This window comes from Kiritimatiellia bacterium, assembly GCA_018001225.1.
Classification (GTDB): Bacteria; Verrucomicrobiota; Kiritimatiellia; order CAIQIC01; family JAGNIJ01; genus JAGNIJ01.
This window is the reverse complement of sequence record JAGNIJ010000004.1, coordinates 106,101-121,818: the sequence shown is the minus strand read 5'-3', so window position 1 is coordinate 121,818 and position 15,718 is coordinate 106,101. Positions and strand designations below refer to the sequence as shown.

The following is a 15,718-nucleotide window of genomic DNA, read 5'->3' as shown; positions in this document are numbered from 1 at the left end:
GTATGGCTAGCAGTTCTCGCCCGCGGGTGAAAGGAGATGTCTTGCATCGCGCAAGGTTCGGAGGGCTTTTCGGAGGTCTTCCCGCCGGATATTCCGGGTTGAGCCGGCGGCCGCGGTGGGGCAGAATGCCGGTCCACGGGGCCGACTATGCTCGATCTTCACGACCTGTTGCGCGTCAGCTTCCGCCAGGTGCTGCGCCAGCGCTCGCGGTACCTGGGCGTGCTGCTGACCGTCACGCTCGGCACGGCGGGCTTCATCGCGGTCAACACCATCGGCCGCAACGTGAAGCGCAACCTCGACCGCGACCTGGACGTCCTCGGCGGCGTGACCCTGGTGAAGGTCTTTTTCGACGACGAGGCCGCCGGCCGCCCGCCCACGACGTTCCGCCCGGACACCCTCGCCGCGCTGCGGGCCCTCCCCGGCGTGGACGGCGTGAGCGCGATGGCCATGAAGATGGTCAACGCCCGCGCGGTCCTGCGCGGCGAGCGCTACGGGTTCACGCTCGTCGGCGTGGACGGGCATTTCTGGGGAGTCAACAGCTTCGCCGCCGTGGACGGGCGCCTGTTTTCGGCCGACGAAATCGCCGGCCGCCGGGCCGTGTGCGTTCTCGGCGCCCGCCTGGCCGCGGAACTGTACGGGGGCGGGAAGGCCGTGGGCGAGGACCTGCTCGTGGACGGCGACCTGTACCGTATCACCGGCTTGCTGGACGGGCCCGGGGTCGGCGACCGCGACCGGTGGGCGTTCATCCCGGTCACCACGGCGCAGGATCGCATCCACCCGTTGATCCCGCCCAACCGTCTGTACGTCCGCTGTCATTCCGTCGAGGCGGTGAAGGAGGTGACGGAGGCCGTGCCGGGCGTCATTGATCGCTTTCAGCCCTCGGACCATTTGCGCGTCGAGGTGGGCTGGGAGCGGCTCAAGCATGTCCAGCGCATGGTGTGGTGGGTGCAGGCCTTCGTCCACATCGCCGTGGCCGCCACGCTGGCCCTCGGCGGGTTCGGCATCTGGACGATCATGATGTCCGCCGCGCGCTCGCGCACGCGGGAGATCGGCTTGAAGAAGGCGATGGGCGCGGAGGACCGGGACATCCTCGCGCAGTTCCTCGCGGAATCCGCCGCGTTGAGCCTGGGCGCCGGCCTGCTGGGCGCCGGGCTCGGGTGGCTGGCGGTGCGGGGGATTGGCGCCTGGCTCGGGTCGAGCCCGCCGCCGGAAACGGTATGGCTGTACATGGGCGTCAGCCTGTGCGTCGCGCTCGCGCTGGGGATCGGCGCGGGCTTCTACCCCTCGTTCCGCGCCAGCCGCATGGAGCCGGTGACGGCGATCAAGTATGAATGACGGAACCACCAGGAACGGCTTGCTGCTCCAGGCCCGCGGCCTCGCCCGCGGCTACGACACGGCGGCCGAGCGCCTGCAGGTGCTGCGGAGCGTGGACCTCGAGCTGCGCGAAGGCGAGAGCGTCGCCATCGTCGGCCCGTCGGGCTCCGGCAAGTCCACGCTGCTGTTCATCCTCGGCCTGCTCCTGCCGCCGAGCGGCGGAAGTTACCGGCTGGGCGAGCGGGACATGCTGGCCCTGGACCGGCGGACCCAGGCCGATTTCCGGCGGCGCATGTTCGGGTTTGTGTTCCAGAGCTGCAACCTGATCGAGCACACAAGCGTGTGGGAGAACCTGGAATTCCCCCTGATGTATGCCGGCGTGCCGCGTAGCGAGCGCGAGGCTCGTATCCGCGAGGCGCTGGACGCCGTGGACATGGCGCACCGAATCCGGCATCCGACCAACCTGCTCTCCGGCGGCGAGCAGCAGCGCGTCGCCGTCGCGCGCGCGCTGGTCAACCGCCCGCGGGTGATCCTGGCCGACGAGCCCACCGGCCAGCTCGACCGCGCCCACGGGCGGCAGGTGATGGAGCATTTCCACCGCATCCTCTCCGGCGGCGGCAAGGCGATGATCGTGGTCACCCACGACCCGGCCGTTGCGGAATGCTGCGCGCGGACCTGTCACTTGGAGGACGGCGTGCTCCGGGAAAGCGGCCCTAGTTAAGGCTCGCGGGAAACGGGCGGATGCGGCAAAATACCATAAACGCAGAAAGGGACTGATTGGGTGAATGCGCTCTTCGTGGCCGCAAGGGAAATTTGTGGTTTCATGCGGAAACGAAATTGGAAATTCTGCATCATCGGCGGCCTGGCCGTGCAACGGTGGGGCGAACCGCGATTGACGCGGGATGCCGATTTGACCCTTTACACGGGATTTGGCGAGGAGGAGACCTTTGCCAGGGACTTGTTGATGCAATTCAAACCTCGTCGGGATGATGCGCTTGCTTTTTCCTTGGTGAATCGCGTTCTGCTTATCTCGGCCGCGAACGGTATGCCGGTGGATATTTCCTTCGGTGCTTTGGCGTTTGAGCAAGAAATGCTGGATCGGGCGACGGCGTTTGAATTCTCTCCGGGATATGTCCTCCCGACGTGTTCGGCCGAAGATCTCTTTGTCATGAAGGCCTTCGCCGGGCGGCCGCAGGACTGGCTGGATGTGCGCGGGATTGCCGTCAAGCAGGGAGTGTCCTTGGACAGGAAGTACATAGCGAGGCACTTAACGGCGCTGTGTGATTTGAAAGAGACGCCGGAAATCGTCCGTGAAGCGATGCATATTCTGGAGCGTAACCAGTGAAGCGCCCGCGCCAGGCCGACCAGAAAACCATTGTTGAGCAATGGAAGCGAGCCGCCCCGGCTCTGCAGCGGGCCCGTGACGAGGAGTTGCGAAATACCCCCTATGATTGGACCACCGTGGACGCGCTGCTCGATATCGGAGCCAAGGCGCCACGCAACAATGCAGCGTCCAATGGCCTGGTGGAAATGCAGCGGATATTCATGAAGGGCGCAAGGCGCATGGGCAAGCTGCCTTCGTCCGTGCTCGAGGCGCAGGCGGCGTACGGATCCGATATCCCGGCGGACAAGCGGCAGGCGCTGCGCGGATTCCTGGGCGCCAGGGCGCCGGCCGGGCTGTTCCATCTCGGACGCGTGGACATCCTGGAATCGTCCCTGGCGGCCTTCTTCTGTTCCGCCCGCTGTCCCGGCGCGCTGATCCTGAAGGCCGTGGATCTGGCGCGGCGATGGAGAAGCGAGAACCGGGCGGTCATCGGGGGGTTCCACACGCCGGTCGAAAAGGAAGTGCTCACAATCCTGCTCCGTTCGGCGGCGCCGGTGTGCATGGTCCTGGCGCGGGGCCTGCCCCAAAGGATTCCGGTTGAGCTTCGCCGCCCGATGAACTCGGGCCGCCTGCTGCTGGTCACGCCCTTCGAGGCCCGGGTGAAGCGCGCCACGCGGGACAGTGCCGCTTTTCGCAACCAGGTGACGGCCGCGCTGGCCGATGAAGTAGTCGTCGGTTACGCGGCGCCCGGCAGCCGGACGGAAGAGTTGTGCCGCATCCTGGCCGCGACGGGCAAGGCGCGCCGGACTTTTGACGATCGCGGCACAGGGAATTTGAAAGCCTTGGGGTTTACAACCAGCCATGTGGAAGAAAGCTAGAGCGGCCGCCCTCGCGGCCCTGTGGGCCGGCGTGGCGGGCGCCTCGGGCGAAGGGCCCCTGGCGTTCCGGGACGGCGTGGCGCAGGCGCTGGCGCATTCCCCGTACCTGGAGGCGGGCGGAATCGAAGTTTCGATGCGGGAGCTGGACGAGGCGGACGCCCGGTCGGAGTATGTCCCGCGCTTCTCGCTGCGGACGCGCTACTACGTGGACCCGCCGGCCGGCTCCGACGAGCGGCTGTATCTTTCGTTCGCGGTGGACCCTTACAATCCCGTCGAGGCGCATCTTTCTCTCCGAGCACAGAAGCTCCTGACCCGCCTGGCCGTGCTGGCCCATCTGCAGACCATCGCCGACGGCCTGCGCCGCGTCGGGGCGGGGTGGCTGGAAGTGGAGGCGCTCGGCCGGCTGGAGGGCCTGGAGTCCGAACTGCTGTCGCTGGCCGAGGCCGGCGTCGCCACGGCGTCGAACCGCGTGGCCGCCGGAACCCGGCCCGAGCCGGAATGGCGGGCGGCCGAGCGGGAGGTTGAAATCCGCCGGCTGCAGTTGGACCATACGCGGCGAACCCGCGCGGAGGTCCTGGAGGGCTTGGCCGCGTTGATCGGCTGGCCGGAGGACCGCGCCTTTTCCGTGGAGGCCGCGTCGGCAGCCGCGCAGGTGCTCGGCGATCCGCCGGACCCCGGCGCGGCCTGGGAAACCGTGCGCGACCGCTCGATCGAATCGGAGGCCCGCGATCTCCAGCGGCAGTTGCAGGAGCTGCGCATCCTCGCCGCCCGCGCGGCGTACATCCCGGACCTCTGGCTGGGCGTCAGCACGCCCGACCCGCTGTCCGGCGCGGACGACGGCGATTTCTACTTTTCCGTGGGCGTGGACATCCCGATCTGGGACGGCTGGAAGCGGGCCCGCGAGATCGCCCGGCAGAAGGCCGCGTTGCTCCAGCAAGACCGGTCGGGACGTCTCGAGGTGCTCGACCTCCGGGCACGCTGGCGCGCGGCGGAAAGCGCCTGCCGCGCGACGGAGCTCGACTGGCTCGCGGCGCAGGCCGCCGCGGAGAAAGCGGACCAGGCCGAGCGGCAGGCCGCGGCGGGCGACGCCGCCCGCCGGGCCCGCGCGGAGTGGCTCGACGCGGAGCGCCGCGCGCTGCGCGCGGAGCTTATCTATCACAAGGCGTGCCTGGAGCGGGACGCGCTGTCCGGTGCGCTGCTGGACCGGCTCTGCCAAACCGAAACGGAACAGCCATGAAAGCGAAATTCTGCGCCCTAGTGCTGGCCGCCCTCCCGGCGATGGTGGCGGCGGAAGAAACCGCTGTTCGAGGGGAGCTGTTTTGCTCCGTGGAGCGCGGGCTGGCGCTGCCGTACGGCGGCGTCATCGCCGAGTGGAGCGTCGAGGTCGGGCGGGACGTCCGGCGCGGCGAACCGCTCGTGAAGTACACGCTGTCCGCCAAGGCCCGGACGGAGCTGGAGTCCATGATCTCGCCCGTGCCGCCGGCGGCGGCCGAGGCCGAGGTGGCGGCCCTCGAGGCGGAACGGGCGGAGGCCCGGGCGGCGGCGGAAGAGGCCGAGCGGCTGGCGGGGGAGCAACTGGGCACCCGGCAGCAGGCCGAACTGGCGAAAGGCCGGGAACGCGCCCTGGAAAAGCGCCTGGTTGCGGCGCGCGAACGGGCGGGCTTCGAGCGGCGGCAGCGCGAAACCCGGCTGCAATGGCTGCGCGAAACGTTCGGCATCGAGCAGCCGGAACAGGGTATTCCGGAGACCGTGATCCTGCCCGCGCCGATGGATGGGACCGTGATCTGGATCGCCGGCGACGCGCGGCCCGGCGCGGAAGGAGAGCCGGGCAAGCCGGTCGCGACGCTCGGCGTGATGGACCCGATGATCGTCCGCGCCCACGTCCACGAGTTGGACGTCGTGCGCCTCCAGGTGGGGGACCGCGCCCGGATGACCCTGCTGGCCCGGCCGGGACTGGAGTTAGAGGGAACGGTCAGCCGGATCGCGTGGGCGCCGTTCCCGCACTGGCTGCCGGAGCCGTCCTACTTCGAGGTGGAGTTGTCCGTGCCCAATCCCGACCGCGCGCTGCGGAAGGGTTACAAGGTCAACCTGGAGTTCGGCGGGGCCCCCGCGAAAGAATAGGTATGTCCCTGCCGCCCGTGGAAGTCCTGCCGATCCGCTCCGCGCGCGAACGCGACGCGTTCATCCGCTTTCCCTGGCAGGTGCAGGGCGCGGACCCGTGCTGGGTGCCGCCGCTGGTCTCGCGGCAACGCGCGTTTATCGATCCGCGCCGGGGCCCGTTTTTCGAATTCGGCGAGGCGCAGTGTTTCCTGGCCCGGCGGGGGGCTCGGTGGGCGGGCCGGATCTCGGCGCAGGTGAACCGGAGGCACGACGAGTTCCACGGGGCCGGGACAGGCTTCTTCGGTTTCTTCGAGTGCGAGGACGATCCGGAGGCGGCCGGGGCGCTTTTCCGCGCCGCCGCGGAGTGGGTCCGCGCCCGGGGCGCGCGGCGGCTGGTCGGCCCGATGAGTTTTTCCATCTACGACGACATCGGGCTGCTCGTGGAGGGGTTCGACGGCGTGCCGGCCCTCCTGTTGACGCACAACCCGCCCTGGTACGAGAAGCTGGTGACGGGCCAGGGCTTCCGGAAGTCGGTGGACTGGTACGCCCTGCGGGTGACGAACCGCGAGATCGATCCCTATGCGATGAAGGCCGAGGCGCTCGATCTCATGCAGCGGGGCGGCCTGGTGATGCGGATGCCGAGCCCCGCGGAAGTCATCCGCCGTTCCGGCGAGATCCTCGAACTCTTCAACGAGGCATGGGAAGGCAACTGGGGGCACATCCCGTTCACCCCGCGCCAGTTCCGCGCGATCCTGGGCGAATTGCGGCCGCTCCTGCGCGCCGACCTGATCCGCATCGTTCTGGAGGAAGACCGCATCGTCGCCTTCACGATCACGATTCCGGACCTGAACCCGCTGATCCGCGGGTTCGGCGGGCGGCTGACGCCCTGGAACCTGCTACGGCTCTATCATGCCGCCCGGTGGGCGCCGCTGAAGCGGGTCAAGACCTTGCTCCTTGGTGTCCAGCCCGCGTGGCGGAACCGCCGGCTGCACGACGCAATGATCCTCGACACCTACGCGCACCTGGTTCGCACGCAGCCCGGCCTCGAGCAATGCGATTGCTCGCTGATCTGCGAGCAACTGCGCGTCTTCATCCGCTCCCTCGAGCGCTACGGCGCCCGTCCGTACAAGACGTACCGGCTGTTCGAAAAGGAGACATAGACGCTCCGCTCCGGCGCCGGAGCGCCGGAGCTACAGCAGGAAGACATGCGTGAATCAGCCGACGGCTGTAGTTCCGCCGATCTGCCGGATTTTCTTCACGGTGGCTTCCGATCGATCCCCGCGTTTGGGCCGCGGAATCAGGTATTGAACGGAAAGCCGCAAACGGGTAATTATCCACTTCGGACTGGTACCCGGGAAAATGAATCTGCAGCAAGCCTTCAAGATGACGACCGTGGCGGCCTGCCTGTTTCTGGCCGCTGCGACGGAGGGCCGAGCCCAGGCTGACGGTCCCGAGGAGCTATACCGCAAGGGAGTCGGCGAGTTCGCGGCGGGCAACTTCTCCGAGGCGGCCCGCTTCTTCAAGGAGTTGATCGCCAATTTCGGCAACGAGCCTTCGCTGGCCGCGCAGATGGAAGGGGCCTTCTACGCCTACGGCTGCTGCCTCTATAACCTGGGCCAGCACGCCGACGCCATCGAGGCGTTCAAAACCTACGCCACGAAATACCCCGCGGCGCGTTTCCGCGACGAGGCGCTGTACCGCGTGGGCGTGGCCCACCAGATCCTGGAGGCCTGGGACGCCGCGATCACGGCCTACAGGGACCTGCTCGCGCAGTATCCCCGCTCCGCGTACGCGGAGGACGCGGCCTACCAGGTCGGCATGGCCTTCATGCTGCAGGACAAGCTCGCCGACGGGGTCCAGGCCTTCACCGACTTCATGGGCGCGTTTCCCGGTTCCGACTACTGGGGCCAGGCGGGCGCCTTCATCGCGCGCGCGCTGTTCGACCAGGACAAGGCGGTGGAGGCCATCGACATGCTCCGCAAGCTGGAGCAACGGCCGCGCAGCTGGAGCGTGGTCACCTACTGCAATTTCCTGGCCTTCGAGATCGGTGACGCGGCGTTCGACGAGACGGAGTACGAACTGGCCCTCAAGGCCTACCGTCGCGTGAAACCCCGGGCCGTGCTCCTGCGCCGGCAGCGCGAAACCGTGGAGGGCCTTCGCGCCGAACTGGACCGGTTCCGCCGCGCCAAGCCCACCCCCGAGCAGGTCCAGGCGCGCTTCATGCAGGAGCGCCGGCTGCAAGGGTCGCTGGCCCAGGGCGAGGAACTGCTGAAGAAGCTCGAGGCGCTGCCGGACTACGACGCCAGCCTCTTCCACCGGATCGGCCGCTGCTTCTTCAACCTGGACCGCTTCTGGGAGGCCCGCGTGGCCTTCATGCGGGTCGTCGAGGTCGCCTCGGAGGACAAGATCCGCGAGGCGGGCCACTTCGACCTGGTGCTGTGCCTGTCGCGCCTCCGGCGCTTCGACGAGCTGATCGCCGAGGGCGACCGCTACCTGGACCGGTACGACCCGGAGTGGGAGCGGAATTGAGATGAGCTGCTCCCGCACCATAGCCGCCGCGCTGGGAGGATGGATGCTGCTGCTCGCGCAGGACGCCCTGGCGGCCCGCTGGCAGAAGTTGAGCAATTGCCAGCTGATTCCCGGCCGTCCGTTCGACGGCGACACGTTGCCTGTCTCCCACGCCGGCCAGGAATATACCTTCCGTCTCTACTTCGTGGACGCGGCCGAGACGAACCGCGAGAATTCCGCCTTCCTGATCGCGCAGGCGACCTACTGGGACATCCCGGACATGCACGTCGTGCGCGTGGGCCGGGATGCCAGCGAGTTCGTGGCGCGCACGCTGCAGCCGGGCTTCGCGGTGCTGACGCAGTGGGAAAAGGCCGGCGGAACCCCGGAAGCGCCCTGGTACTATGCCTTGATCCAGGCCGGGGAGGACGACCTGGCCGAACTGCTCGTGGAGCAGGGCCTGGCCCGGATCCACGGGGCCAGCACCCCGCCGCCGGACGGCACCAGCCTGGAGGATTTCACCCACCGCCTGCGGCAGGCGGAGAACCGCGCCAAGCACCGCAAGGTCGGCGCGTGGGCCGGGGCCGCACCGCCGGAGGCCGCCCTGTCGGTCACCCCCGCGGCGGACACGGCGCCGCCCCCGCCGGTCCAGTGGCCCAACGTGCCCACCGTTGCGTTCCTGCGCGGGGAGGCCTACGTCAACACGGAGCGCTTCGAAGAGGCCGAGGTGGCCATGCGCGCGCTGCTGCGCCGCTTCCCGGAACACGTCCAGAAGCCCCGCATCGAGTTCTACCTGGGGCTATCCCTGGCCATGCAGGAACGCTTCGAAGAGGCGGTGAAGGTCCTGCGCGGCTGGCTGGCCAAGTACCCGCAGCATATCCTGGCGACGGAGGTCCAGTACTGGCTGCCGATCGCCCTGTTCTACGGCGGGCAGTACGCCGAGGCGCGGCCGCTGTTCGAGGAGTACGCGGAGATGAATTCCATGAGCGTGTACGCGCCCGAGGCGGCGTACCGCGCCGCGCTCTGCCGCTACGCCGTCGAGGATTTCGAGGAGGCGGCCAAGGCCCTGGAGGCCTGGGTGGAGGCCAACCCGGAGCACTACTTCCGGTGGGAAGCGCTGGTCACCCTCGGCGACGCGCTGGCGGCGATCGGCGAACTGGACCGCGCGAAGGGCGCCTACCTGCGCGTGGGCAAGCCCGCCGGGGCGTTCCAGTACATGGCCCTGACGCAGTGCGCGAAGGTCTTCAAGGCGCTGGGCACACCCGACGACCTCAAGGACATGGCCGAGGCCTTCGCGGCGTTCATCCGCGAGAACCCCGACGACGACAACATCATCGACGCCGCCTACCAGGCCGGCTGGGCGCTGCGCCAGACCCGGCGCCTGGACGAGGCGCGCCGCCTCTACTGGTCCATGATCGAGCTCCACGGCAACACGGTGGGCTGGGACGGATTCGATCTCATGCTCCGCGACCTGGCCGGCATGTATGGCGACGAGCCCGGCGGCTTCCCCGCGGTCCTCGCCGAAAGGAAGCAGAAGGCGCTCGACGACAAGCGGCTGACCCTCGCCGCCCGGCTGAACATGGCCGACATCCAGGCCCGCCCGCCCGAGGAGCAGGGCCGCGCCGCCCAGATCCTCGCCTCGAGTTTCAAGACGGAGCAGCTCGGCCTGGAGACGCTGGCGTGGCTGGGCGACCAGCTCGCCGCGCAGGGCAAGACCAACGAGGCCGCGGTCTGCTTCGAGCAACTGCTGAAGATCGGGCCGGAGTCGCGGCATGCCGCCCTGGCGCATACTCGGCTCGCGGAACAGTTGGTGAAGGCGGGGAAGCCGGCGGAAGCGCTCGCGCACGCCGACGCCGCCCTGGCCTATCCCGCGGAACCGAGCCTGGTCATGGAGGCCACGTATTTCCGCGCGCGGAGCCTCCAGGCCGCCGAGCGGTACAGCGAGGCCATCGCGGATTATTCCACCGTGCTCGCCAACCGGGCCAGCCCCCGGGCCCTCAAGCCGGAATCCCTGCTGGCGACCGCGGCCTGTCTGGAGGCCCAGGGCCGGCCGCGCCACGCCATCCCGTACTACCAGCGCGTGTATGTCCTCTACGGCGCCTATACCGGCGCCGTGGCCCAGGCCTACCTCAAGAGCGGCCGGGCCTTCGAGGAACTCAAGGACTTCCAGTCGGCGGCCAAGACGTACAGGGAGATGCTCGAACTGGAGACCCTGTCCGGCACGAAGGAGGCCGCCGAGGCGCGGCAGCGGCTGGAGCAACTGGGCGTATGATGGAAAGAAAAGGCGTGATGAGAATTCGTTGGCACATCGCGGTCGCCGGCCTGTTCCTGGCTTCGGCCTTCCGCGGCGCCGCCCAGGCTCCGGCGGAGCCGGGCGTGGGCCCGGCCATCCTGGTGACCAAGGATGGACCGGTCCAGGCGAGGCTGCTCCGCCTCGACAAGGACATGCTCTGGATCAGCAAGAGCACCGCGGACGGCGGCGCCTTCGAGGCCGGAGTTCCCCTGGCGGACATCCGGCAGGTCCGCCTTCCCGCGCCCCGCGTGTTCGCCGCGGCCGACGTCGCCGCCGCCGAGGCGCAGTTCCGCGCCGTGCACGACGCCCTGGACCGCCTGATCCTCACGCTGCGGCCGTTCCGCTCGCTGCCCGGCATCCCGATGGACGAGGCCATCCTGCGGAAGGGCCAGCTCTACGCGCGGCAGGGCCTGTGGCGCGAGGCCATCCGCCAGTACGAGGACATCCTCAAGCAGCCCCGCGAATCCGAGCAGAAGACCGCGGCCCGCCTTCGCGCCGGGATCGCCAGCGAACTGGCCGGGGATTCCAAGGCCGCGCTGACCTACTTCGAGAATGTCGTGCTGCCGGAGGACGACGAGGAACTGCTGTCCACGGCGCTGTTCTCCCGGGCCAACGCCCTGGCCGCCGAGGGCCGCCCCCAGGACGCGCTGCTGGATTACCTGCGCCTCGTGGTGTTCCATCCGTACACGCAGAACAACGAGCTGCGCGGGCTGGAGGCGGCCGTGGGTTGCTATGCCCAGCTCAAGGACTGGGAGTCGCTGAACAAGACGGTGTCCGTGCTGCAGCAGGACTATCCCGGCACCCGCGAGACCCGGCATGCCGTGGAAATCCAGGGCGAGCACCGCGCGGAGATGGAAGCGGCCGGGACGATCATGGAGGAAAGCGTCCCGGCGGAGGCCGGGGCGACGACCACCACCGGCGCCGCGCCGGCCGAAGCGACCGCGCCGGCCAAAACCGATACGGAAGATCTCCAGGTGGATTAGCCGTTTTTTACTAACGCAGAAAAGGAGCGAATATCCGATGAACAGGCGAACACGACGCGGGCTGACGCTGGTGTTGCTGGTGCTGATGGGCGCCATGGCCGTGAGCTGGGCGCAGGAAGCGGCGGCCCCGGCCGCCGCGCCGGAAGCCGCGGCCGCGCCGGCCGCCCCGGCACCCAAGAAGATGACGCTGTGGGACCTCATCGTGGTCGGCGGCTGGGCCATGTGGCCCCTCGGCGCCTGCTCGCTGGCGATGATCAGCCTGGCCGTGCTGAACTTCCGGCAGATCAGCCAGAAAAAGATGATCCCCGAGGCGGCCCTCGGCCAGCTGCGCGTGGCCGCCAAGGAGCAGAACCTCGAGACCATGGTCAACGTATCGGCCAGCACCAACAGCCTGTTCACCAACGCCCTGCTGGCCGGCCTGCGCAAGTTCAACCCCGAGGACCCGATGGGCGCCAAGGCCAACGTGGAGTCGGCCATTGCGGAGGCCGTGGGCCGCGAGGAATCCCAGGCCGGCTTCTGGATCAACTTCCTCTCCCTGGTGACGGCCATCTCGCCCATGATGGGGCTGCTGGGCACCGTCAGCGGCATGATCGGCGCGTTCCAGAAGATCGGGTCCGGCGGCATGGGCAAGCCGGAACTGCTCGCCGCCAACATCGGCGAGGCCCTGATCACCACGGCGGCCGGCCTGATCATCGCCATCCCGTCGATGTTCTTCTACTTCCTCTTCCGCAACATGCTTAACCGGATCATCCAGCAGGCCGAGCTGAATTACTCGCTGCTCCTGGACGACCTGACCGGCTCCAGTTTCATCGTCGAGGAGGCGCCGACCGCCTGACGGGGACCCGATGAAGCTCCGCAAACAGCCTGATGCCGAACTGGGGGTGGACATGACCCCCATGATCGACTGCGTGTTCCTGCTGCTCATCTTCTTCATGTGCGCCGCGACGATGTCCAAGGTGGACCTGACCCCCGAGGTCCAGCTGCCGGTCGCGCCGAAGGCCGCCGTGCCGGAAGACCTGCGCGGGCGGGGCGTCGTCAACATCCTGCCCATCGGCACGGCGAGTTCCTCCGGCCCGGTGACCGAGGAGCGCCCGTTCATGGTGTACAAGGAACTGGTGGACGACGCCGGGCTGCAGAAGGAAATCGCCGCGCGCCGCGCGGAGGATCCCGAGCTGCGCGTCTACATGCGCATCGACCGCAACGCGGAATTCGCCGTCGTGGGGCGCGCCATCAAGGCCTGCGCCGCCGCCGGGGTGATGGACATCATCTTCGCCACCTTCCAGAGCATCCCGGGAGGTGGCTCATGAAACTCCGCCGCGCCCCGGAAGAGAAGATGGAAATCCAGATGACGCCCATGATCGACTGCGTCTTCCTGCTGCTCATCTTCTTCATGGTCTCCAGCACGTTCTACCGGCAGGAGGCGGATATCGGCTTCGCCCTGCCGGGCGTCGCCGACCAGTCCGAGGCGGTGGAGATCCCCGACGAACAGGTCATCGAGATCACCGCGGATGGCAACATCTTCCTCAACAGCCTCCAGTACGACTCGCCGACCGATCCCAACCTGCCCGAGCTGCTCAAGACGCTGATCCGCTTCAAGCAGACCGCGGACGCCAACAAGGTGCCCGCGCTGCTGACGATCTCCCCGCAGGGCAAGGTCAAGCACCAGCGGGTGGTGGATGTGCTCAATGCCTGCGCCGCCGCCAAGATCGCGAGCGTGACCTTCACCGTCGAGGAGGAAGAGCTGTGAACCTGCAACCCTCGGTCCCCGACCCGTCCCCGGCCGCGGGAAAGTCCCGGAAGATGACCGCCCAGGCCGTGGCCATCAGCGTCGTCGTGCACGTCATCTTCATCCTGGCGGCGGCCTACCTGACGATCATCGTCGTGCAGGCCCGCCAGAAGATGATGTTCGAGGGCAAGAAAAACCCCTCCATCCCCGCCAAGAAACTCGAGCACAGCATCCGCGTGAAGCAGATGCAGAAGCAGGTGCGCAAGCCGCAGGTCCTGCAGCGGCTGGTGACCGAGGCCCCGTCCAAGGTCGCGCTGCCCCAGATGCCCGACCTCAAGACGCCGGATATCAAGAACATGCGGGACACGCCCCTGATGGGCGCGCGGGCGGGGTCGCTCGGCGGGCTCGGCGGCTCCGGCGGCGGCGCGGGCCGCGGGCTGACGGGGGGCACGGGCTACTCGGACACCAAGTTCTTCGGCGAGAACGTCCGCACGCGCGCGGTCGTGATTTGCATGGACATCAGTCCCAGCATGGTCGCCAAGGGCGTCGTGCAGGACGTGACGCAGCAGACGATCACGATGATGGAGGGCATGCATCCCGGCACGCGGTTCAACATCATTGTCTTCGTGGACGGGGCGCTGGCCTTTGCCCCCCAGATGGTCTTCGCCACGCAGGAGAACAAGCAGAAGGCCCTGGCCTGGCTGCAGAAGGGCTTCGACTCGCACCGGGAAGGCAACCGGCCGGGGTATTCCGGCAGCACGCCGTCGGAGGCCATCCGCCTGGCCGCCGACATGGGGTGCGACACGATGTTCGTCCTCTCCGACGACCCGCCGTACCTGAAGAAGGGCAACATGGAAACCGGCGTGGAAATCCCGGAGCACCAGGAGCAGATCCTCGAGCATGCCCGGTCCATCGAGCGCACCACCGGCCGGCCGACGCGGATCAACCCGATCCTCTACAAGCCCTTCAAGAACGACCGGGGCGAACAGGCCAAGACCTTTTACCAGACCCTGGCCCGGTCCACCGGCGGCCGGCGCAAGGTGATCGACGAGTAGGTTGAAGGGAAGATCCGGCCGCAGGGGCGGGACGAGGGCGTCCCGCCTCCATTTTAACTGGAAAAAATCAAAATCACGGGCATAGTAACCCGGTTCGAAGACACAAGAGGGAAGGATGGAGATGAAAAAAGCGTTCAAGGACTTCTGCATCAAGGACCTGCGCCTGGCCGACTTCGGCCGCAAGGAGATCGACCTCGCCGAGCATGAAATGCCGGGCCTGATGGCCCTGCGCGAGGAGTTCGGGAAGAAAAAGCCCCTTCGCGGCGCCCGGATTACGGGCTCGCTGCACATGACCATCCAGACCGCGGTGCTGATCGAGACGCTCCAGCACCTCGGCGCCAAGGTGCGCTGGGCCAGCTGCAATATCTTCTCCACGCAGGACCACGCGGCCGCCGCCCTCGCGGCGCGCGGGACGTCCGTTTTTGCCATCAAGGGCGAGTCGCTGGAACAGTACTGGGAGTTCACCGACCGCATCCTCGACTGGGGCGGCGGCCAGGGCCCGAACATGATCCTCGACGACGGCGGCGACGCGACGCTCTTCGTCCACCTCGGCTACCAGGCCGAGGACCATCCCGAGATCCTCGACCGCAAGCCCGGCAGCCACGAGGAGAAGATCCTCCTCGCGCAATTGAAGAAGGCCGTCCGGCGCGATCCCGGCCGCTTCCACCGCATCGTCAAGGGCATCCGGGGCGTCAGCGAGGAAACCACGACCGGCGTCCACCGGCTCTACAAGATGCACGAGAAGGGCGAACTGCTCTTCCCCGCCTTCAACGTCAACGACTCGGTGACCAAGTCGAAGTTCGACAACATCTACGGCTGCCGCCACTCGCTGGTGGACGGCATCATGCGTGCTACGGACGTGATGGTGTCCGGCAAGGTCGCCGTCGTCGCCGGCTACGGCGACGTGGGGAAGGGGAGCTGCCAGGCCCTCAAGGGCCAGTGCGCCCGCGTCATCGTCACCGAGATCGATCCCATCTGCGCGCTCCAGGCCTCCATGGAAGGCTACGAGGTTATGACGATGGACGAGGCCTGCCGCCTCGGCGACATCTTCGTCACGGCGACCGGCTGTTGCGACGTGATCACCGAGCAACACATGCGCCGGATGAAGAACCTGGCCATCGTGTGCAACATCGGGCACTTCGACCACGAGATCCAGGTGGACCCGATGCGCAAGTACCGCTGGGAGGAGATCAAGCCGCAGGTGCACCGCATCCACCTGCCGAACGGCCGGAGCATCATCCTGCTGGCGGAGGGCCGGCTGGTCAACCTGGGCTGCGCCACGGGCCACCCGAGCTTCGTCATGTCCAACAGCTTCACCAACCAGACCATGGCCCAGATCGAGCTGTACGCGAATCCCGGCAAGTACCCCGTGGGCGTGTACGTGCTGCCGAAGCACCTCGACGAGAAGGTCGCGCGGCTCCACCTGGGCAAGAGCGGCGTCAAGCTGGAGAAGCTCTCGCGGAAGCAGGCGGCCTACCTCGGCGTGCCGGTGAACGGCCCGTACAAGCCGGGGCATTACCGGTATTGAAGCGGCCGCGGC

Annotated in this window: 15 protein-coding genes; all 15 read left to right on the top strand. The window is 67.9% G+C overall.

Annotated features, from left to right (window positions below):
- Positions 1 to 147: 147 nt before the first annotated feature.
- The 15 genes from KA248_02790 (at position 148) to KA248_02720 (ending at position 15,706) form a co-directional block, all read left to right on the top strand.
- Positions 148 to 1,335 carry an ABC transporter permease gene (locus KA248_02790; protein ID MBP7828825.1) on the top strand — a complete coding sequence of 396 codons (1,188 nt, stop codon included), beginning with the start codon at positions 148 to 150 and terminating at the stop codon, positions 1,333 to 1,335.
- A complete protein-coding gene (locus KA248_02785) occupies positions 1,328 to 2,035 on the top strand; it encodes an ABC transporter ATP-binding protein (protein ID MBP7828824.1) in 708 nt (235 codons plus the stop codon). The genes KA248_02790 and KA248_02785 overlap by 8 nt, the downstream gene beginning before the upstream one ends.
- Before the next feature lie 60 nt (positions 2,036 to 2,095).
- Entirely contained in the window at positions 2,096 to 2,659 is a 564-nt protein-coding gene (locus tag KA248_02780) for a nucleotidyltransferase (protein ID MBP7828823.1), read from the top strand.
- Positions 2,656 to 3,516, top strand: coding sequence for a hypothetical protein (locus tag KA248_02775; GenBank protein MBP7828822.1), 861 nt, complete (start codon positions 2,656 to 2,658; stop codon positions 3,514 to 3,516). The genes KA248_02780 and KA248_02775 overlap by 4 nt, the downstream gene beginning before the upstream one ends.
- Complete coding sequence (locus KA248_02770; GenBank protein MBP7828821.1) at positions 3,500 to 4,753, top strand: TolC family protein; 1,254 nt, start codon at positions 3,500 to 3,502, stop codon at positions 4,751 to 4,753. The genes KA248_02775 and KA248_02770 overlap by 17 nt, the downstream gene beginning before the upstream one ends.
- Positions 4,750 to 5,637: an HlyD family efflux transporter periplasmic adaptor subunit gene (locus KA248_02765; protein MBP7828820.1), complete on the top strand. Its 888-nt coding sequence runs from the start codon at positions 4,750 to 4,752 to the stop codon at positions 5,635 to 5,637. The genes KA248_02770 and KA248_02765 overlap by 4 nt, the downstream gene beginning before the upstream one ends.
- Positions 5,638 to 5,639: 2 nt before the next feature.
- Positions 5,640 to 6,776, top strand: coding sequence for a hypothetical protein (locus tag KA248_02760; GenBank protein ID MBP7828819.1), 1,137 nt, complete (start codon positions 5,640 to 5,642; stop codon positions 6,774 to 6,776).
- 199 nt (positions 6,777 to 6,975) lie between these two features.
- Positions 6,976 to 8,145: a tetratricopeptide repeat protein gene (locus tag KA248_02755; protein ID MBP7828818.1), complete on the top strand. Its 1,170-nt coding sequence runs from the start codon at positions 6,976 to 6,978 to the stop codon at positions 8,143 to 8,145.
- Between the two features lies 1 nt (position 8,146).
- Positions 8,147 to 10,393, top strand: a complete 2,247-nt coding sequence (locus tag KA248_02750; GenBank protein ID MBP7828817.1) for a tetratricopeptide repeat protein — start codon at positions 8,147 to 8,149, stop codon at positions 10,391 to 10,393.
- A 14-nt stretch (positions 10,394 to 10,407) separates the two neighbouring features.
- Positions 10,408 to 11,397, top strand: coding sequence for a tetratricopeptide repeat protein (locus KA248_02745; protein ID MBP7828816.1), 990 nt, complete (start codon positions 10,408 to 10,410; stop codon positions 11,395 to 11,397).
- Between the two features lie 37 nt (positions 11,398 to 11,434).
- On the top strand, positions 11,435 to 12,232 hold the full coding sequence (locus KA248_02740; protein ID MBP7828815.1) for a MotA/TolQ/ExbB proton channel family protein: 798 nt from the start codon (positions 11,435 to 11,437) through the stop codon (positions 12,230 to 12,232).
- 10 nt (positions 12,233 to 12,242) lie between these two features.
- Positions 12,243 to 12,704 carry a biopolymer transporter ExbD gene (locus tag KA248_02735; GenBank protein ID MBP7828814.1) on the top strand — a complete coding sequence of 154 codons (462 nt, stop codon included), beginning with the start codon at positions 12,243 to 12,245 and terminating at the stop codon, positions 12,702 to 12,704.
- On the top strand, positions 12,701 to 13,144 hold the full coding sequence (locus KA248_02730; protein ID MBP7828813.1) for a biopolymer transporter ExbD: 444 nt from the start codon (positions 12,701 to 12,703) through the stop codon (positions 13,142 to 13,144). Before KA248_02735 ends, KA248_02730 begins: the two co-directional genes overlap by 4 nt.
- The gene (locus tag KA248_02725) at positions 13,141 to 14,178 is read left to right on the top strand and encodes a hypothetical protein (GenBank protein ID MBP7828812.1); all 1,038 of its coding nucleotides are present in this window, start codon (positions 13,141 to 13,143) and stop codon (positions 14,176 to 14,178) included. Before KA248_02730 ends, KA248_02725 begins: the two co-directional genes overlap by 4 nt.
- A gap of 121 nt (positions 14,179 to 14,299) precedes the next feature.
- Positions 14,300 to 15,706 (top strand): adenosylhomocysteinase, encoded by a 1,407-nt coding sequence (locus KA248_02720; protein MBP7828811.1) that lies wholly within the window; start codon positions 14,300 to 14,302, stop codon positions 15,704 to 15,706.
- Positions 15,707 to 15,718 lie beyond the last annotated feature (12 nt).

Bases quoted from the DNA above. Each gene is read 5' to 3' on its own strand.
- KA248_02790 (MBP7828825.1), top strand. From the start codon at position 148: ATGCTCGATCTTCACGACCTGTTGCGCGTCAGCTTCCGCCAGGTGCTG.
- KA248_02785 (MBP7828824.1), top strand. From the start codon at position 1,328: ATGAATGACGGAACCACCAGGAACGGCTTGCTGCTCCAGGCCCGCGGC.
- KA248_02770 (MBP7828821.1), top strand. From the start codon at position 3,500: ATGTGGAAGAAAGCTAGAGCGGCCGCCCTCGCGGCCCTGTGGGCCGGC.
- KA248_02765 (MBP7828820.1), top strand. From the start codon at position 4,750: ATGAAAGCGAAATTCTGCGCCCTAGTGCTGGCCGCCCTCCCGGCGATG.
- KA248_02760 (MBP7828819.1), top strand. From the start codon at position 5,640: ATGTCCCTGCCGCCCGTGGAAGTCCTGCCGATCCGCTCCGCGCGCGAA.
- KA248_02755 (MBP7828818.1), top strand. From the start codon at position 6,976: ATGAATCTGCAGCAAGCCTTCAAGATGACGACCGTGGCGGCCTGCCTG.
- KA248_02750 (MBP7828817.1), top strand. From the start codon at position 8,147: ATGAGCTGCTCCCGCACCATAGCCGCCGCGCTGGGAGGATGGATGCTG.
- KA248_02740 (MBP7828815.1), top strand. From the start codon at position 11,435: ATGAACAGGCGAACACGACGCGGGCTGACGCTGGTGTTGCTGGTGCTG.
- KA248_02735 (MBP7828814.1), top strand. From the start codon at position 12,243: ATGAAGCTCCGCAAACAGCCTGATGCCGAACTGGGGGTGGACATGACC.
- KA248_02730 (MBP7828813.1), top strand. From the start codon at position 12,701: ATGAAACTCCGCCGCGCCCCGGAAGAGAAGATGGAAATCCAGATGACG.
- KA248_02720 (MBP7828811.1), top strand. From the start codon at position 14,300: ATGAAAAAAGCGTTCAAGGACTTCTGCATCAAGGACCTGCGCCTGGCC.